The organism is Sphingobium sp. B10D7B (assembly GCF_025961955.1).
In the GTDB taxonomy this organism is placed as follows: Bacteria; Pseudomonadota; Alphaproteobacteria; order Sphingomonadales; family Sphingomonadaceae; genus Sphingobium.
Genome location: NZ_JAOQOQ010000001.1, coordinates 1,672,930 through 1,688,746, shown reverse-complemented (window position 1 = coordinate 1,688,746; position 15,817 = coordinate 1,672,930). Strand labels below are relative to the sequence as shown.

The following is a 15,817-nucleotide window of genomic DNA, read 5'->3' as shown; positions in this document are numbered from 1 at the left end:
AGGCCATCGGGCGCTAATCGGCCTGAACCTGGCGGACCCAGATCTGGCTTTTGCACAGCCAGCCGCCGATCAGGCAACCGGAAATCTTCACCCGATCCCGGTCGAGCTGCTCGATGGTGGACGAGAAGGTGCGGCCAAGGTCCGGCACATAAACGCGGCCCGCCCAATGCCCCGGTGACTTGGCATGATAATCCTGCAGGAGTTTGGTCCCGATCAGCCTGGAGACCCCAGCGTCTGCGGCATCGGCAAGGGCGGTCGCGTTCGCCCAGCTCACCCAGCCGCACAGGCCGCCGTCGCAATCGCCCGTGGTGACGACCACCGTGCCGCGCGGATTGATCCAATGCCCGGCAATGGCGTTCTCGGCATGAGCCGGCGTGAAGGCGACGATCATGGCGGCAACGGCTATCGCGAGCAGCTTACCCATGAGGATTGATCCCGGCCGAGGTCATCGCGTCGAACAATAGTCCCGTGACCGCCGTGACATCCCAGTTCAGTTGATGCCCACCAGGCAGGCCATGACTGCGCAAATTAGGCAGGTGGAGTTGGGGGCAGAGGCTTTGCGGTTCTTCCTTGCCGTAGACGCAGAGCAGGGGCAGCCAGCTGAGCGTGCGCGCGGTAGGCAGGGCATCATGCTCGGTCTCCCAGAAGCTCAGCACCTCGCTCGGCGATGCACGATACTCGACCGTCGCGCCGGGCACGAAGAGCGCGGCCAGCGCGATATCGCGGCGCTGCGCCTCCGGCAGGTTGGCGAGGCCGACATGGAGCATATCCGCGCCAAAGGACTGGCCGATCAGCACCACGCGCCCCTGCGGGTTCACGGCGCGCGCCTGCGCCAGCGCCTGGATGATGAGCGCAGCAGCCTCGGATGGGGTGCGGGTCTGGCGATAATAAGTGAGGCTGTTGACGCCCACCACCGGGATGCCAACCGCCTCAAGGCGCTGCGCGATCTTGGGGCCCATGCCGACGCGAAAGCCCATGTCGCCGGAAAAGATGACCGCCACGGGCGCACCGGCGCGGGGCTGGTAGCCGGCGGGCCGCAAGACCGTAAACGGGTCGCTGCCCAGATAGCCCAGCCAGCCGAACGCCATGAGCACTAGAGCCGTGAGGGCCGCGAGCGTGATTGCCGTCTTCCGCATCCGTCCTCCGCGCCTCGTCATGCTGCTCTCATGTCCATGATCGTCTGAGTGTTATCCTCTGGCAGCGACAGCCGGTCAACGCGGTGGCCGCTTCATGAACTTCATGTCATGTGGCGGTCAGCCGCCCGCCATTCCCGATGGTCTAGGCGGGATGTCATGGGCCTCTCGAACCGCCTCCTCTACTTCTTTCTCGTTCCGCTGGCGGGAGCGCCACCCTTGCTGTCCTCTCATCTCGTGCCCCCGTCCGCGGCCGCGCCTCGCCATGCTGCGCATGCCGGGTTCACGCTGGGCGAGGACAAGGCTGGCCGGATCGTTGTGACCAGCCTGCGGGACGGGCAGGCAGGGGGCGGGCCGATCGCGGTGGGCGATCAATTGCGCGCTGTGGATGGGCATGCGGTGCGAAGGCTCGGCGTGGCGCGGCATATGATCGACGATCCCGACCATTGCGACATTCCGCTATCGCTGGCGCACGGCGCCGTGCGATATGAGGCCCGCGCTCGACGATGCGGCAAATAATGGCGGCAGGGACGGTGGAATGGGCAGAAAAATACTCTTGGTCGAAGATGATCGTGCGACGGCCGAGTTCATCTTGAAGGGGCTGGGCGAACATGGCCATGTCGGCGATCATAGCGCGGATGGGCGCGACGGCCTCTTCATGGCGACCGATGGCGGCTATGACGCGATCATTCTCGACCGGATGCTGCCGGGCATGGATGGCATGGCCGTGCTGGGTGCGCTGCGTGCTGCCGGCATTGAAACACCGGTGATCCTGCTTACCGCGCTCGGCTCCGTCGATGACCGCGTGACGGGGCTGACGGCCGGAGCCGACGATTATCTCGTCAAACCCTTCGCCTTTGCCGAACTGCTCGCCCGGCTGGAACTGCTGATGCGCAAGCGCGGCCATGGTACATCGGTGGAGACCACGCTTGCCTGCAGCGATCTCCACATGGACCTGCTCAAGCGCACCGTTCAGCGCGGCGGCCGACGCATCGAGCTTCAGCCGCGCGAATTCCGGCTGCTCGAATATCTGATGCGCTACGCAGGGCAGGTCGTCACCCGCACGATGCTGCTCGAAGGCGTGTGGGATTATCATTTCGACCCCGGCACCAACGTCATCGACGTGCATGTCAGCCGCTTGCGACGGAAGATCGATACCGAGGGCGACGTCCCGCTGATCCACACCGTGCGCGGCGCGGGCTACCGGCTGGGCGAATGAGTCGACCGGGTGTCGCATCCGGAGCGGGCCTGCGCTGGCTGCGCTCGTCGCATGTCCGCTTCATGGGCTGGATATTGCTGCTGGAGCTGGTCTTCGGCGCGGCATTGCTGGCCTCGGTCACGCAGTTCGTGCGCGCCGACCTCGCGGCGGCCGACCGCAGCATCGCCGTTGAGGATCGCGACAGCCTGCTGATGATCGGCCGGGACGAAGGTGCGCAGGCGCTGAACCGGGCGATCGCCGAGCGAACGGCGGAAGATGACGATGCCCTCATTCTGCTCGTGGATCGCAACGGGCGCAAAGTGGCGGGAAACCTCTCGGACTGGCCGCCCAATGTCACGGCCGAGGCGGGCTGGACGCGCGCCGAGCTTTATCGGCTGGGAGATGCAGAGCCGGCCCCCTTCGGCATCACCGCCGCGCGGCTGGGCGATGGGCGCCGCTTGCTCGTCGGCCGCCGCGCCGAGGCCAGCGATCAAATCCGCCAGACCGTCCACGAGGCCCTGCTGACCGCGCTGGCACTCGCCTTGCCGCTCGCCCTCGCCGGCGCCTGGTTCGTGGTGCAGATCATCGATCGGCGGATCGGGCACATCGCCGCGACGGCAGAGGGCGTCGGCGCGGGTGATATCGAGCAGCGCGTGCCGCTGCACGGTTCCGGGGACAGCTTCGACCGGTTGGGGGAGGCGATCAATGGGATGCTGGACAGGATCGGCAGCCTGATCGGCGAACTGCGCACGGTCACCGATAGCATGGCGCACGATCTGCGTTCGCCATTGACCCGCCTGCGCGCACGAATCGACCGGGCGCTGGATACGGACGATCCGGCCGCGATGCGCACGGCCATCGAGGGCATCAGCCGCGAGGCAGACCAGTTGCTTGCCATGCTCACCACCGCGCTGGAGATCAGCCGCGCGGAAGCGGGCATCGGGCGCGAGCGCTTCCGGCCCACACTGCTGGGCGAGATGCTCGCCGATCTGGAAGACTTGTACGCGCCGCTGGTTGAGGAGCAAGGCCGCAGCCTTTCCATCGCAATCGAGCGGCCGGTCGAGGTCAGCGTTCATCGCGAATTGCTGGGTCAGGCGCTCGCCAACCTCCTCGACAATGCGCTCAAATATGGCGCGGGTGCGATGACGCTGTATCTGGATCGCGAGGGCGCAGACGTGATCATCGGCCTTGCCGATGAAGGGTCGGGCATCGGGCCGGATCGGGAAGCAGAGGCCCTGCGGCGCTTTGGTCGGCTGGATGCCGCGCGCGGGCAGGCGGGCGCAGGGCTTGGATTATCGCTCGTCGCGGCCGTGGCGCGCATGCATGGCGGTCAGGTCCGTTTCACCCGCCGCCATGGTCTGTTCGCGGTTGAAATTCTCATCGGCGTGGGAGGCTGAGCGGCCTTCGGTCTGCTTCCGCTGCCGACAGGATCATGCCTGTTCGATGAAGCGGTCGACCGGAGCCATGCGGGCAAGGGGAGGGACGGCATGGCTCCGGTGACGGGGGTCACTTCTTGTCGGTCGTGCTCTTGGCCGGGGCAGCGAGCGATGCAGTCGTCGTGCTCTTGGCGGGCTTGGCGGGCTTGGCCACCTTGTGATGGCTCTCCTTCGCCGGTGCCGTCTTGGCCGACGCGACAACCGGCGGGGCGATGGCTGCGAGGGATGCCAGGCCGGCAATGATCAGGCGACGGTTCATGAGAGTATCTCCTTCAACAAGCGACCCTTCGTGGATCGCAAGCCCCTTATGGCCCCGCGCACCGAACCGGAGCATGGCGCCTGCATGAACTTTTGGACATGTGGGGAATCGGGGTGGCGCACGATCCATTGCCGCGAAAGACTAGCGACCGGAAGAGAAAGCCCGCGTGAGAAGATTTGGCGGACAGGGTGGGATTCGAACCCACGGTGAGCTTCCACCCACGGCGGTTTTCAAGACCGCTGCCTTAAACCACTCGGCCACCTGTCCGTTGCTCCGCGCCCTAATCGAAACTGTTCGGCAAAGGAAGCCCGCGCGAGCGAGGGATTGTTGCGCGGGCGGTTCGTCGCAGGGGCGATGCGTCCAATTGCGGAGGCTTGCCTTGCGCGTCCTGCGTTAACTCTGCCAATATGCACCGATGACAACGCACTCGCTTCGCCGTCGGCTCCTGCCGCTATGCGGTCTCGCTCTTGGTCTTTCCCTCGCGGAGCAGGTTCCTGCAAATGCGCAGGCGCTGCCATCGTCGAATGATCCGGTGGATGCGCAGACGGCGGCCGGGTTCACCGGCTATCTGGAGAGCCTGCGGGGTAAGGCGCGGGCGCAGGGCGTGAGCGATGCGACATTCGACCGTGCAATTGCCGGGCTGAGCTTCAATCCGCGCGTCGCGGCGCTGGATCGCGGCAATTTGCCGACAGCCGACAATGCCCCGATTCCCGATTTCGAGCCGTATCGCCAGCGCCATATCGATGCGCGGAAGATTGCCCGCGGCCGCGCGGTCTATAATGCCAATCGCGCGCTGCTGGTGGCGATCGAGCGCGATACGGGCGTACCGGAGGAGATCATGGTCGCGATTTACGGCCATGAGACCAATTACGGCACGATCAGCGGCGATTTCGACCTGCTCCGCTCGCTGGCGACGCTGGCTTATGAAGGGCGCCGGCGTGCGCTGTTCGAGCCGGAGCTGCTGGCCGTGATGGCGATGATGCAGCGCGGCGTGCCGCGTGAGCGGCTGGTCGGCAGCTATGCTGGCGCGTTCGGCTATCCGCAGTTCCTGCCCAGCGTCTATCTGCGCGATGCGGTGGATGCCGATGGTGACGGGACGCCCAATATCTGGTCGAGCGAGCCCGATGCGCTGGCCTCCATCGCCAATTATTTCCAGCGCGCCGGCTGGCGCAAAGGCGAGCCCTGGGGCGTCGCGGTGCGCTTGCCGACCGGGTTCGATCGAGGCCGGATCACCAGCACGCTCAATCCCACTCGCTGCCCGCGCGTGTTCGGTCGCCACAGTCGCTGGCTTTCAATGCGCGAGTGGCAGGCGCTCGGAATCATGCCGGAGGGCGGCTCCTGGCCGGATGGCAGCATTCAGGCGACGCTGATCGAGCCGGATGGCCCGGGCAAGACGGCCTATCTGCTCACCGGCAATTACCGCGTGATCCTCGACTATAACTGCTCGAACTTCTACGCGCTGTCCGTCGGCCTACTGGCTGATGCGGTCCGGCCCTGATCCGGGGCTAGGCAGAGCCATGGCGGATGGCTAAGGACGGAGCGAAGCCGCGATGCCCGCAGGGCGCGCGATGACCTGTCAACGACCGGATTTTCTCATGCGCGCACTTCTGCCGATTGCCCTCGTTCTGCCGCTCTTCCTGTCCGCCGCGCAGGCGAACACGCCAAGCTACACCTCCGAGGCCTCCGTCGCCTATATGGTCGATCTGTCGTCCGGCCGGGTGCTGTTCGACAAGGATGCGGACCGGCGGATGCCGCCGGCCTCCATGGCCAAGATGATGACCGCGCATGTGGCGTTCAATCTCATCAAGCAGGGCAAGCTGCGGCTCGACCAGAAGTTCACCGTCCGTCCGGAAACCTGGCGCAAGTGGCACAGCCAGGGCTCGACCATGTTCCTCTCCGTCAATGAGGAAGTCTCGGTCGAGAACCTGCTGCACGGCATCGTCACGCTCTCGGGCAATGATGCCTGCGTGGTGCTGGCCGAGGGCATTGCCGGCTCGGAAGAGGCCTTCACCGATCTCATGAATGCCGAAGCCAAGCGGCTGGGCATGACCAACAGCCATTTTGCGAACACCACCGGTTGGCCCGACGAAGGCCGCACCTACACCACCGCCCGCGATCTCGCGACGCTGGCCCGCAACACGCTGGAAGAGACGCCGGACCTCTACAAGCAATTCTACACGGTCAAGTCCTTCACCTGGGGCCAGACCATGGGCGGATCGGAGATCAGCCAGGCGAATCGCAACCCGATTCTCGGGCGTGTGGATGGCGCGGATGGCCTAAAGACCGGCCATACCGAGGAGGCAGGCTACGGCTTCACCGGCTCGGCCCAGCAGAATGGCCGCCGTCTCGTGATGGTCGTCGCGGGCCTCACCAGCTTCAATGGCCGTGTCGAGGAATCGGTGCGCTTCATGGATTGGGGCTTCAAGGCCTGGCGGTCCAAACCGCTGGCCAAGAAGGGCGTTACCCTGGGGCAGGCGCAGGTCCAGGGCGGCTGGGCACGCTCGGTCGATCTGGTGACTCCGCGCGATCTCGTCGCGACCGTGCCAATTGCGGCGGCGAATGGCGAGATCAAGGCGCGTGTCGTCTATCGCGGCCCGATCAAGGCGCCGATCGCGCAGGGGCAGGAGATCGCGCAGCTCGTGGTGGATGCCGGTGACGGGACTACGCAGACCTTGCCGCTTGTAGCCAAGGAAGCTGTCGCAGAAGGCGGCTTCTTCGCGCGCCTGTGGAACGGCTTCCTCTCCTTCTTTAGCTGAGTACCGACATGACGCGCGGCCGCTTCATCACGCTGGAAGGCGGGGAGGGCGTCGGCAAGTCCACGCAGGCCCGTCTGCTTGCGGACGCGCTCGAGGCGCGCGGCATCGAGACAGTGCTGACCCGCGAGCCCGGTGGCAGCGAAGGCGCCGAGGCCATTCGCGGCCTCCTGCTCTCCGGTGCGGCGGATCGCTGGAGTGTGCGCGCTGAAGCGCTGCTCTTCGCCGCGGCACGGGCCGATCATGCCGAGCGCACCATTCTGCCGGCCGTGGAGGCCGGCAAATGGGTGATCTGCGACCGGTTTCTGGACAGCAGCCGTGCCTATCAGGGCGTGGGCGGCGTGCTGAGCGACGACGACATTCTGACCCTCCACCGCATCGGCTCGGGCGGGCTGTTGCCGGATCGCACCCTGCTCCTCGCCCTGCCGCTCGATGAGAGCAGCGAGCGGGCCGGCGCGCGGGATGCCGGGGCGGTGGATCGGATCGGCGGGCGCGATGCTGGTTTTCATCGCGATGTGGCCGAGTCCTTCCGCCGGTTCGCAGCCGCTGAACCGGCGCGTTTCCGGGACATTGATGCCAGCGGATCGATGGAGACGGTGCGCGATCGGCTGCTGGCTGCGCTCGCCGACTGGCTGCCATGACGCGCTGGCTCGGCCATGACGAGCAGATCGCGACGCTGATTGAGGCCAGCGCGACGACGCGCCTTCATCATGGCTGGATCTTCGCCGGGCCGCGAGGGCTGGGCAAGGCCGGGATCGCCTATGATTTCGCCCGGCGGCTGCTGGTCAGCGGGGCGGGACGTCCCGTTCCGTCGGATCGGCTTGCACCGGACCCCACAGACCCGGCCATGCGCCTGTTCGACGGCGGCGCCCATCCCGATTTCATGCGGCTCGAACGACTTGAGCGTGACAGCAAGACTGACAGCGCGGCACTCGCCCGCAACATCACCGTCGATCAGGTGCGCAGCCTCTCACGCCTGCTGCACAGCGCGCCTTCCATGGGCAGCCGCCGGGTCGTGCTGATCGACAGCGCGGACGATCTGGAGGCTGGCGCGGCCAATGCCTTGCTCAAGAGCCTGGAAGAGCCGCCGACGGGCGCGATCTTCCTGCTCGTGGCGCATCGGCCCGGTCGCCTGCTGCCTACTATTCGCTCGCGCTGCCGGGTGCTGCGCTTCGCACCGCTGGATGATGCGAGCATGGCGCAGGCGCTGGCGACCGCGCTGCCGGAGGTGCCAGAGCCTGAGCGCGCTGCGCTGGCGGCCAGTGCCGAGGGATCGCCGGGGCAGGCGATCGCCAATCGCGATCTGGATCTGCCCGGGCTGGAACGCGCGCTGGATGCGATCGCGCAGGGTGGACGCGGCGGGGAGGGCGCCCGCGCCGGCCTGATGAGCGCGCTCTCGGGTGTCGCGGCACGCCCCCGCCTCGAAGCCTTTGTCGATCTTGTGCCGCGCTACATTGCCCGCCGTCTGCGGGGTGCGCCCGCACCCAGTCTCGGGCCGGGCATCGCCGCCTATGAGGAAGCGCAGCGCCTCGGCGCCGGCGCTGTCACCCCGCTGCAGCTCGAGCCCGGCGCGCTGGTCTACACCCTGTGCGAGACCGTGGCGCGAGTCGGGCGATAGGTGCTCGCTGGCCTTTCTGAATAGGGTGCTCCTGCGAAGGCAGGAGCCCAGGGCCCAACCGACGGACCTAACCGCCTCAGACTCCTGCCTTCGCAGGAGCACATCCAGCCCTACATCATCGGCCCCCGTACAGGAAAATCACCACCCCGCCAAAATCGCGCTATACCCCTCGCGGGACAGTGAGCGTGGGGGACTGACAGGATGGCGAGCGAGCACAGGCAAACCCGAGATGCGCCCGACCTGCCTTCCACACCGATAGACGAGACCCCGCCCGTCGGACTGGACCGCTGGAAACGCCTTGGCCCCGGCATCGTCGTGGCCGCGACCGGCGTCGGCGCGGGCGATCTTGTCGCCACGCTCGTTGCCGGCGCGCGCTTTGGCTATGCCTTGCTGTGGGCCGCCGTCATCGGCTGCATCATCAAGATCGCGCTGGCCGAGGCGACCGGGCGCTATCATCTCGCCACCGGTTCGACGATGCTGCAGGGCTGGCGCTCGCTCGGCCATTGGACGAGCTGGTATTTCGGCATCTACATCCTGATCTGGGGCTTCGTGTATGGCGGCACGGCGATGAGCGCGACCGCGCTGCCGCTCGCCGCGATGTTCCCGGGCCTATTGCCATTCTGGGCGTGGGGCATGGCGTCGGGCCTCGCCGGCGCGCTGTTCGTCCTGTTCAATCGCTATGCGGTGTTCGAGGCCGTGATGAAGCTGCTGATCGGCGTCATGTTCGTCGTCGTTGTCGGGCTTGCGATCCTCGTCATGCCCGATCTCGACGCAGCACTGATCGGCCTCGCGCCCACGCTGCCGGAGGGCTCGGCCATCTACACGCTGGGCCTCATCGGCGGCGTCGGCGGCACGATTACGCTCGCGGCCTATGGCTATTGGGTCAATGCCAAGGGATGGCGCTCCCCAGCCTGGATCCCGATGATGCGGTTCGACAATCGCGTGGCCTATATCGCGACGGGGGTGTTCGTCATCGCGATGCTCATCGTCGGTGCCGAACTGCTCTACACCGCGCAGATCGCGCTTTCCGGTGGCGACCGGGGCCTGCTCGACCTGGGCGCGGTGCTGGAAGCGCGCTTCGGGCGCACCGTGGCGACCTTGTTCCTCATCGGGTTCGCGGCGACGACCTTTTCGTCCGTGCTCGGCGTCTGGCAAGGCGTGTCGCTGCTGTTTGCGGATTTCGTCCGCAGTATCCGGGCGGAGCGGGCGGGGGAGACTGCCGTGCATGATCCGGCCATCGCGGCGACGCTGGACCGGACGCCGGCTTTCCGCTTCTACGTCCTCTGGCTCACCTTCCCACCCATGCTCCTGCTGTTTCTGGGCCAGCCTTTTGCGCTCATCATCGCTTACGGCGCGTTCGGTGCCTTCTTCATGCCCTTCCTCGCTGTCACGCTCATGTGGCTGCTGAATTCGAAAGCCGTGCCAGCGCAATGGCGCTCGGGCTGGTGGTCGAACCTGATGCTGGGGCTGGCTTCGCTGCTATTTGCGGTGCTGTGCGTGGATCAGATCCGCTCGCTGCTATAGGTTGCGGCTTTCCGTGCGGCGCTGTGCTGCGGGGTGGAGAGGAGTCTAGGCATCCTAACTGTACCCCGCTAGAGAAGCCGCAAGCGAAGGCCGCGCCTCAGACGGCCCTTATCCAGCAGGACATCATGCCCAAACCCTTCACCATTACCACGGCGATCAGTTACCCCAATGGCCGCCCGCATATCGGCCATGCCTATGAAGCAATCGCGACGGACGCCTTCGCCCGCGCGGCCCGGATGATGGGGCGGGACGTGTTCTTCCAGACAGGCACCGACGAGCATGGCCTCAAAATGGCGCAGGCCGCCCGTGCGCGCGGCGTTGAGCCCGTCGTCCTGGCCGATGAGATGTCAGGCTATTTCAGGGAGATGGATGATCTTCTGAACATCAGCTATGATCGCTTCATTCGCACTAGTGAGCCTGCCCATCATGTCGCAAGCCAGGCCATTTGGCAGGCGATGGTCGACAATGGCGACCTGTATCTCGATCGCTATGAAGGTTGGTACTCGGTCCGCGATGAGGCCTATTATGATGAAAGCGAGCTAAGTGTCAGCGATGGCGGGGAAAAGCTCTCTCCGCAGGGCACGCCGGTGGAGTGGACCGTGGAGGAAAGCTGGTTCTTCCGCCTCTCGGCCTATCAGGACCGCCTGCTCGCGCTGTATCTCGATCAGCCGGACTTCATTCAGCCCGAGAGCCGCCGCAACGAAATTCTCCGTTTCGTGGAGGGCGGGCTGCGCGATTTGTCCGTCTCTCGCACCAGCTTCGATTGGGGCGTGAAGGTCCCCGGCTCGCCGGATCACGTCATGTATGTGTGGGTCGATGCGCTCACCAACTATCTCACGGGTTGCGGCTATCCCTCTGATCCAGAACGCATGGCGCGCTACTGGGCGGAAGGGGGCGATATCGTCCACATCATCGGCAAGGATATCGTACGCTTCCACACGGTCTACTGGCCGGCCTTCCTGATGAGCGCGAAATTGCCTTTGCCGAAAACGGTGTTCGGCCACGGCTTCCTGCTCAATCGCGGCGAGAAAATGTCCAAGTCGCTGGGTAATGTTGCCGATCCGGTCGAGCTGGCCGAGGCCTTCGGCGTCGATCCGCTGCGCTACTTCCTGCTGGCCGAGGTCGGCTTCGGCAATGATGGCAGCTATAGTGCGGAAGCTATTGTTCATAAATCGAATACTGAGCTTGGCAACGCCTTCGGTAATCTTGCCCAGCGTGTGCTGAGTTTCATTGCCAAGAACCTGGAAGGCTGTGTGCCCGCCCCTGCGCCCAATGCCGATGATGAGGCCTTGCTGGCGCAGGTGCGGCAGATCGCCACGCAGGATGTTCCGGGTGCTTTCGAGCACTTCGCCCCGCACGAGGCGATCCAGGCCTGGCTTCGCGCGGCCTATGCCTGCAATGCCTATGTCGATGCGCAGGCGCCCTGGGCGCTCCGCAAGACCGATCCCGCCCGCATGGAGGCCGTGCTGGCGACGCTCTATGTCAGCATTGCGATGCTGGCCGTCTCCGCACTGCCGGTCATCCCCTGCAGCGCAGAAGAACTGCTCGACCGCTTGGGGCTGCCCCAGGATGCGCGCACCTTCAGCGCCATCGGCACGGACTGGTACACGCCGCTGCGCGCGAGCGGCCATGTCGTCGGCGCGCAGCAGCCGCTCTTCCCCCGCCTTGAACTCCCCGCCGCGGAGGCCTGATGCTCGTCGATAGCCATTGTCACCTCAATTATGAGGGGCTGGTGGAGGATCAGCCCGCCGTCCTCGCCCGTGCCCGTGCGGCGGGGGTGGGCACGATGCTCAACATCTCCACCCGTGAGCGCGAGTGGGCCGCGATTATCGGACTGGCCGAGCGCGAGGCGGACGTCTGGGCGAGCGTCGGCATTCATCCGCATGAGGCGGATAGCCATGCCCATGTCGATACCGCCAAGCTGGTGGCCGCTGCGGCCAATCCCCGCGTCATCGGCATTGGCGAAACCGGGCTGGATTATTATTACGACCATAGCGATCGCGCCCAGCAGCAGACGAGCTTTCGCGCCCATATCGCCGCCGCGCGCGAGACCGGTCTGCCGATCATCATCCACACCCGCGATGCCGAGGCGGACACCGCCGCTATTCTGCGGGACGAAATGGGGCAGGGCGCGTTCACCGGGGTGATCCACTGCTTCACCGCCAGCGATGCCTTTGCCGATATCGCGCTGGACCTCGGCCTTTTCATCAGCATTTCCGGTATTGTGACCTTCAAGAACGCCAAGGCGTTGCAGCAGACGGCGGCGCGCATCCCGGCCGACCGCTTGCTCGTGGAGACGGATTCGCCCTTCCTCGCGCCGGTGCCGCACCGCGGACGGCCCTGCGAGCCAGCGTTCGTCGCCGATACCGCGCGCTTCCTGGCCGATCTCCGTGGCGAGCCTCTGGAGGCGCTGACGCAGGCAACGACGCGCAACTTCTTCACCCTTTTCTCCCGCGCCGCGCCGGTCGCGTGACGCCATGACGCTCAAGCTGGTCATGTTGGGGAGCGGCACCTCCTCGGGCGTTCCGCGCATCGGCAATGATTGGGGGCAGTGCGATCCCGCCGAGCCGCGCAATCGTCGCACCCGCGTCTCGATCCTTGTCGAGAGCGCGACCACGCGGTTGCTGGTCGATACCTCCCCGGATTTCCGCGCGCAGATGCTGTCGGCCGATGTCGTGCATCTGGATGCCGTCTTCTGGACCCACGACCATGCCGATCACTGCCACGGCATCGATGATCTGCGCCAGATCATGCATCATCGCGGCACCCCTGTGCCCGGCTATGGTCACAAGGCGACCATGGCGGCGTTGCGCAGCCGTTTCGATTATGCGTTCGACGGGCGAGAGGGCTATCGCGCGACCATCGCGGGCCATGATTTGCCCGACCAGGGGGTGACGGTGGGTGACATCGCGGTCACCCATGTCGATCAGCCCCATGGCTTCATCTCCTCAAGCGGCTTCCGATTCTCGTGCGGCGGCCGGTCGCTGGCCTACGCCACGGATTTTCACGAGATGACCGATGCGATGGTCTCGCTCTATGCGGGCGTGGATTGTCTCGTCATCGATGCGCTGCGCGAGCGGCCGCACCCGACCCACGCCCATCTGGCGCTGACGCTGGAGGCGATCGCGCGGATACGTCCCGGCCGTGCCATCCTCACCCACATGGATAACAGCATGGACTATGTACCTCTGCGCACCATGCTTCCCGAAGGCGTCGAGCCCGGCTACGATGGTCTGACCGCCCTGATCTGATCGCCCTTCGCGGGTGCACGTTCCAGCAGGAGAGTTGGCCATGGCCGATATGATTGCGCACAGCCTCTGGTTCGTCCTGGCCTTCGTCCTCGTCGGCAGCAGCCTGGCCCTGCGCCGCCTTCCGCTCCACCATCTGGTGAAGATGATCCTCGTCTGGATCGCGATTTTCGCCGCTGTCTGGATCGTCGTTCTGGCCTTCCGCGGCCTCACTGGCTGACCCCAACACAATATTTTGCATCAATCCCATCTTATCTGTTTGAGGCTGTTGACACCCCCGAACAGCCCCCCTAAAGCGCCGGTCCTACCCCGTGCCCAGATGGCGGAATTGGTAGACGCACCAGCTTCAGGTGCTGGCGATCGCAAGGTCGTGGAGGTTCGAGTCCTCTTCTGGGCACCATTTTTCTGACACCCCCAAATAGCGATGATTTCGCTCTTCCCACACTAGGGAAGGGGTTTGGCGGCCGTGTTTTTTCCCTTGTAGCCTGCCCTCTGGCGTCGCGCGAAATTTCGCGATCGCGAGCCATACATGCGCACATCCGATCATCGAAGGGATGATCGCACACCGAAAATCTATGTTGAGATGAAGGGCTTTTCCAAGCCTGCCAGCCGGGAAGGCTGGTGACCCCTACGGGAATCGAACCCGTGTTTCAGCCGTGAGAGGGCCGCGTCCTGACCGCTAGACGAAGGGGCCACTGAGCGAGCGATGTGTATCGCTGCCGTGAGAGGGCGCCTTTACGGGGATGGTCTGGCGCGGTCAAGGCCATTTGCTCAGGCGATGGCAAGATCCTCGATATGCAGCTCCGCGGCGGGGCGGGAGCCCCAGTCGTCGATCTTTGCGCGGCCGGCGAGCCAGAATCGCGTGCCGGCGCGGGAGGAGAGCAGCATCTGCCCGAGTTCGGTCTCTGCCTGACGGAACGCCATGGCCTTGAGCGAGCGGCCATCCTCGCCCGCCACGATGGCGCGGACATGGCTCGTCCCGACGATATCGGCGCGCACGACGCGCACCGGCCCCAGCGCGACACGGGGCGCGGGCCAGCCATTGCCGAAGGGGCCGGCCTGCTCCATCGACTGGATCAGCTCCGGTGTCAGTCCTGCCGGCGCCACCAGCAGGTCGATGAGGAGGGCGCGGGCGGTGGCGGCGCGGGCGACATCCTCGCGCAGCCGCTCCTCCAGAAACTCCGCCAATGCGGTCACATGCTCGCGGCGAACGGTGAGCCCGGCCGCCATGGCATGCCCACCACCGGCGACGAGCAGGCCATGGTCCTTGGCGGCCAGAATGGCCGCGCCCAGATCGACACCGGTAATGGAGCGTCCCGAGCCCTTGCCGATGCCGTCCTCGTCAATGGCGATGACGATGGCCGGGCGGGTGATCTTTTCCTTCAGGCGCCCGGCCACAATGCCGATTACGCCCGGATGCCACAGATCGCCGGCGATCACGGCGACGGAGCGCTCCCCCAGCTCTGCGAGAAGGGCTTCGGCTTCCTCCTGCACGGTTGCTTCGATCGCGCGCCGCTCCTGATTGAGCTGATCGAGCTCCGCGGCGAGCATGGCGGCTTCGTCGGGGTCGGCGGTGGTGAGCAGGCGCACGCCCAGATCCGAGCGGCCCACGCGTCCGCCGGCATTGATGCGGGGTCCCAAGGCAAAGCCGAGGTCCGAGCATTGCGGTGCACGCTCCAGCCGGCTCGCAGAAAGCAGGGCGTTGAGGCCGATATTGCCGCGCCGCGCCATCGTCTTGAGCCCCTGGGCGACAAAGGCGCGGTTGAGGCCCCGAATGGGCGCCACATCTGCGACGGTGCCCAGCGCGACCAGATCGAGCAGATCCAGCAAACGCGGTTCCGGGCGGGCGGCGAACCACCCTCGTGCGCGCAAGGTGCGCACCAGCGCGGCGCCGAGCAGGAAGGCAACGCCGACCGCGGCGAGATGGCCGTGGCCGGCGGCCTCGTCGGCCTCATCGAGCCGATTGGGGTTGACCAGCGCAAGGGCAGGGGGGAGCGAGGCGGCGCATTTGTGGTGATCGACGACGATGACATCCAGCCCCACGGCGCGTGCGGCCTCCAGCGCGGCAAAGGCCTGGGCGCCGCAATCGACCGTGACGACGAGGCTGGCACCGCTGCGTGCCAGCGCTACCAGCGCCTCACCGGATGGGCCATAGCCCTCCATCAGTCGGTCGGGGATGTAAACGCCGGCATCGAGCCCGAGCTCGCGCAGCAGCCGGACGAGCAGCGCTGCGCTCGTCGCGCCGTCCACGTCGTAGTCGCCAAAGATAGTCACCGATTCCCGATCGATAACGGCTGCGGCGAGCCGCTCGGCGGCGCGGTCCATATCCTGGAAGATGGACGGATCGGGCAGGAAGCTGCGGATGGTCGGCGCCCGCTCGCGCTCCAGGCTGTCATGCGGGCAACCCCGCGCGCGCAGCAGATCGTCCACGAGATTGCCGCCGCTGCCGCATGGCTCAGGCCCGCGCCAACGCCAGGCACGGCCGGTGAGCGAGCGATCGATATCCAGAGCAAAGCGCATGGCGCCACCTTAGCCGAGCTTATGGGGGAAAGGATAGGAGCGTCGTGATAGGGGCGGGTTAGTCTTCGCCGCGTGCTGGGTAGGGTCTGAGGTGCGCCGCAGGCACGTAACGAGGAGCCGTATCGAAG

Annotated in this window: 16 protein-coding genes and 3 tRNA genes; 13 read left to right on the top strand and 6 right to left on the bottom strand. The window is 66.0% G+C overall.

What is annotated here, in order from left to right; genetic code table 11:
* Positions 1–13: 13 nt before the first annotated feature.
* Together M2331_RS07960 and M2331_RS07955 are read right to left on the bottom strand one after the other, a co-directional pair.
* A complete protein-coding gene (locus M2331_RS07960) occupies positions 14–424 on the bottom strand; it encodes a DUF2147 domain-containing protein (protein ID WP_181559783.1) in 411 nt (136 codons plus the stop codon).
* Positions 417–1,136 carry a virulence factor gene (locus M2331_RS07955; RefSeq protein WP_264592329.1) on the bottom strand — a complete coding sequence of 240 codons (720 nt, stop codon included), beginning with the start codon at positions 1,134–1,136 and terminating at the stop codon, positions 417–419. Before M2331_RS07955 ends, M2331_RS07960 begins: the two co-directional genes overlap by 8 nt.
* A 156-nt stretch (positions 1,137–1,292) precedes the next feature.
* Here M2331_RS07955 and M2331_RS07950 point away from each other — a divergent pair, with 156 nt between their 5' ends.
* The 3 genes from M2331_RS07950 to M2331_RS07940 are packed head-to-tail and all read left to right on the top strand — an operon-like array spanning position 1,293 to position 3,728.
* The gene (locus tag M2331_RS07950) at positions 1,293–1,652 is read left to right on the top strand and encodes a hypothetical protein (protein ID WP_181559781.1); all 360 of its coding nucleotides are present in this window, start codon (positions 1,293–1,295) and stop codon (positions 1,650–1,652) included.
* A gap of 19 nt (positions 1,653–1,671) precedes the next feature.
* Positions 1,672–2,352 carry a winged helix-turn-helix domain-containing protein gene (locus tag M2331_RS07945; protein ID WP_181559780.1) on the top strand — a complete coding sequence of 227 codons (681 nt, stop codon included), beginning with the start codon at positions 1,672–1,674 and terminating at the stop codon, positions 2,350–2,352.
* A complete protein-coding gene (locus M2331_RS07940) occupies positions 2,349–3,728 on the top strand; it encodes a sensor histidine kinase (protein ID WP_181559779.1) in 1,380 nt (459 codons plus the stop codon). The genes M2331_RS07945 and M2331_RS07940 overlap by 4 nt, the downstream gene beginning before the upstream one ends.
* A gap of 109 nt (positions 3,729–3,837) precedes the next feature.
* On the opposite strand, the gene M2331_RS07935 is transcribed toward M2331_RS07940, so the two are convergent.
* The gene (locus M2331_RS07935) at positions 3,838–4,026 is read right to left on the bottom strand and encodes a hypothetical protein (protein ID WP_181559778.1); all 189 of its coding nucleotides are present in this window, start codon (positions 4,024–4,026) and stop codon (positions 3,838–3,840) included.
* A gap of 177 nt (positions 4,027–4,203) precedes the next feature.
* Positions 4,204–4,293 (bottom strand) — tRNA-Ser (locus tag M2331_RS07930).
* 148 nt (positions 4,294–4,441) lie between these two features.
* Here M2331_RS07930 and M2331_RS07925 point away from each other — a divergent pair.
* From M2331_RS07925 to M2331_RS07880, 10 genes are all read left to right on the top strand, one after another.
* Positions 4,442–5,524, top strand: coding sequence for a lytic transglycosylase domain-containing protein (locus M2331_RS07925; protein ID WP_181559777.1), 1,083 nt, complete (start codon positions 4,442–4,444; stop codon positions 5,522–5,524).
* A 97-nt stretch (positions 5,525–5,621) separates the two neighbouring features.
* A complete protein-coding gene (locus tag M2331_RS07920) occupies positions 5,622–6,782 on the top strand; it encodes a D-alanyl-D-alanine carboxypeptidase family protein (protein ID WP_181559776.1) in 1,161 nt (386 codons plus the stop codon).
* A gap of 8 nt (positions 6,783–6,790) precedes the next feature.
* Positions 6,791–7,420 (top strand): dTMP kinase, encoded by a 630-nt coding sequence (gene tmk / locus M2331_RS07915; protein ID WP_181559775.1) that lies wholly within the window; start codon positions 6,791–6,793, stop codon positions 7,418–7,420.
* Positions 7,417–8,397, top strand: coding sequence for a DNA polymerase III subunit delta' (locus tag M2331_RS07910; protein WP_181559774.1), 981 nt, complete (start codon positions 7,417–7,419; stop codon positions 8,395–8,397). Before tmk ends, M2331_RS07910 begins: the two co-directional genes overlap by 4 nt.
* A gap of 201 nt (positions 8,398–8,598) precedes the next feature.
* Positions 8,599–9,921 (top strand): Nramp family divalent metal transporter, encoded by a 1,323-nt coding sequence (locus M2331_RS07905; RefSeq protein WP_181559773.1) that lies wholly within the window; start codon positions 8,599–8,601, stop codon positions 9,919–9,921.
* A gap of 125 nt (positions 9,922–10,046) precedes the next feature.
* A complete protein-coding gene (gene metG / locus M2331_RS07900) occupies positions 10,047–11,612 on the top strand; it encodes a methionine--tRNA ligase (protein ID WP_181559772.1) in 1,566 nt (521 codons plus the stop codon).
* Positions 11,612–12,394, top strand: a complete 783-nt coding sequence (locus M2331_RS07895; RefSeq protein ID WP_181559771.1) for a TatD family hydrolase — start codon at positions 11,612–11,614, stop codon at positions 12,392–12,394. Before metG ends, M2331_RS07895 begins: the two co-directional genes overlap by 1 nt.
* 4 nt (positions 12,395–12,398) lie before the next feature.
* Positions 12,399–13,172: an MBL fold metallo-hydrolase gene (locus M2331_RS07890; RefSeq protein WP_181559770.1), complete on the top strand. Its 774-nt coding sequence runs from the start codon at positions 12,399–12,401 to the stop codon at positions 13,170–13,172.
* A 40-nt stretch (positions 13,173–13,212) separates the two neighbouring features.
* Positions 13,213–13,389, top strand: coding sequence for a hypothetical protein (locus M2331_RS07885; protein ID WP_181559769.1), 177 nt, complete (start codon positions 13,213–13,215; stop codon positions 13,387–13,389).
* Positions 13,390–13,482: 93 nt separating this feature from the next.
* Positions 13,483–13,569: transfer RNA gene (locus M2331_RS07880), tRNA-Leu, on the top strand.
* 219 nt (positions 13,570–13,788) lie between these two features.
* Here M2331_RS07880 and M2331_RS07875 read toward each other — a convergent pair.
* A tRNA-Glu gene (locus tag M2331_RS07875) sits at positions 13,789–13,863 on the bottom strand.
* Positions 13,864–13,940: 77 nt separating this feature from the next.
* Entirely contained in the window at positions 13,941–15,689 is a 1,749-nt protein-coding gene (recJ, locus tag M2331_RS07870) for a single-stranded-DNA-specific exonuclease RecJ (protein WP_181559768.1), read from the bottom strand.
* Between the last annotated feature and the right edge of the window lie 128 nt (positions 15,690–15,817).

What these genes read in the sequence shown, in the direction of transcription:
- M2331_RS07920 (WP_181559776.1), top strand. Translation starts at nt 5,622, where the DNA reads ATGCGCGCACTTCTGCCGATTGCCCTCGTTCTGCCGCTCTTCCTGTCC.
- M2331_RS07940 (WP_181559779.1), top strand. Translation starts at nt 2,349, where the DNA reads ATGAGTCGACCGGGTGTCGCATCCGGAGCGGGCCTGCGCTGGCTGCGC.
- M2331_RS07925 (WP_181559777.1), top strand. Translation starts at nt 4,442, where the DNA reads ATGACAACGCACTCGCTTCGCCGTCGGCTCCTGCCGCTATGCGGTCTC.
- metG (WP_181559772.1), top strand. Translation starts at nt 10,047, where the DNA reads ATGCCCAAACCCTTCACCATTACCACGGCGATCAGTTACCCCAATGGC.
- M2331_RS07950 (WP_181559781.1), top strand. Translation starts at nt 1,293, where the DNA reads ATGGGCCTCTCGAACCGCCTCCTCTACTTCTTTCTCGTTCCGCTGGCG.
- M2331_RS07910 (WP_181559774.1), top strand. Translation starts at nt 7,417, where the DNA reads ATGACGCGCTGGCTCGGCCATGACGAGCAGATCGCGACGCTGATTGAG.
- M2331_RS07935 (WP_181559778.1), bottom strand. Translation starts at nt 4,026, where the DNA reads ATGAACCGTCGCCTGATCATTGCCGGCCTGGCATCCCTCGCAGCCATC.
- tmk (WP_181559775.1), top strand. Translation starts at nt 6,791, where the DNA reads ATGACGCGCGGCCGCTTCATCACGCTGGAAGGCGGGGAGGGCGTCGGC.
- M2331_RS07945 (WP_181559780.1), top strand. Translation starts at nt 1,672, where the DNA reads ATGGGCAGAAAAATACTCTTGGTCGAAGATGATCGTGCGACGGCCGAG.
- M2331_RS07905 (WP_181559773.1), top strand. Translation starts at nt 8,599, where the DNA reads ATGGCGAGCGAGCACAGGCAAACCCGAGATGCGCCCGACCTGCCTTCC.
- M2331_RS07890 (WP_181559770.1), top strand. Translation starts at nt 12,399, where the DNA reads ATGACGCTCAAGCTGGTCATGTTGGGGAGCGGCACCTCCTCGGGCGTT.
- recJ (WP_181559768.1), bottom strand. Translation starts at nt 15,689, where the DNA reads ATGCGCTTTGCTCTGGATATCGATCGCTCGCTCACCGGCCGTGCCTGG.
- M2331_RS07955 (WP_264592329.1), bottom strand. Translation starts at nt 1,136, where the DNA reads ATGCGGAAGACGGCAATCACGCTCGCGGCCCTCACGGCTCTAGTGCTC.
- M2331_RS07895 (WP_181559771.1), top strand. Translation starts at nt 11,612, where the DNA reads ATGCTCGTCGATAGCCATTGTCACCTCAATTATGAGGGGCTGGTGGAG.
- M2331_RS07960 (WP_181559783.1), bottom strand. Translation starts at nt 424, where the DNA reads ATGGGTAAGCTGCTCGCGATAGCCGTTGCCGCCATGATCGTCGCCTTC.
- M2331_RS07885 (WP_181559769.1), top strand. Translation starts at nt 13,213, where the DNA reads ATGGCCGATATGATTGCGCACAGCCTCTGGTTCGTCCTGGCCTTCGTC.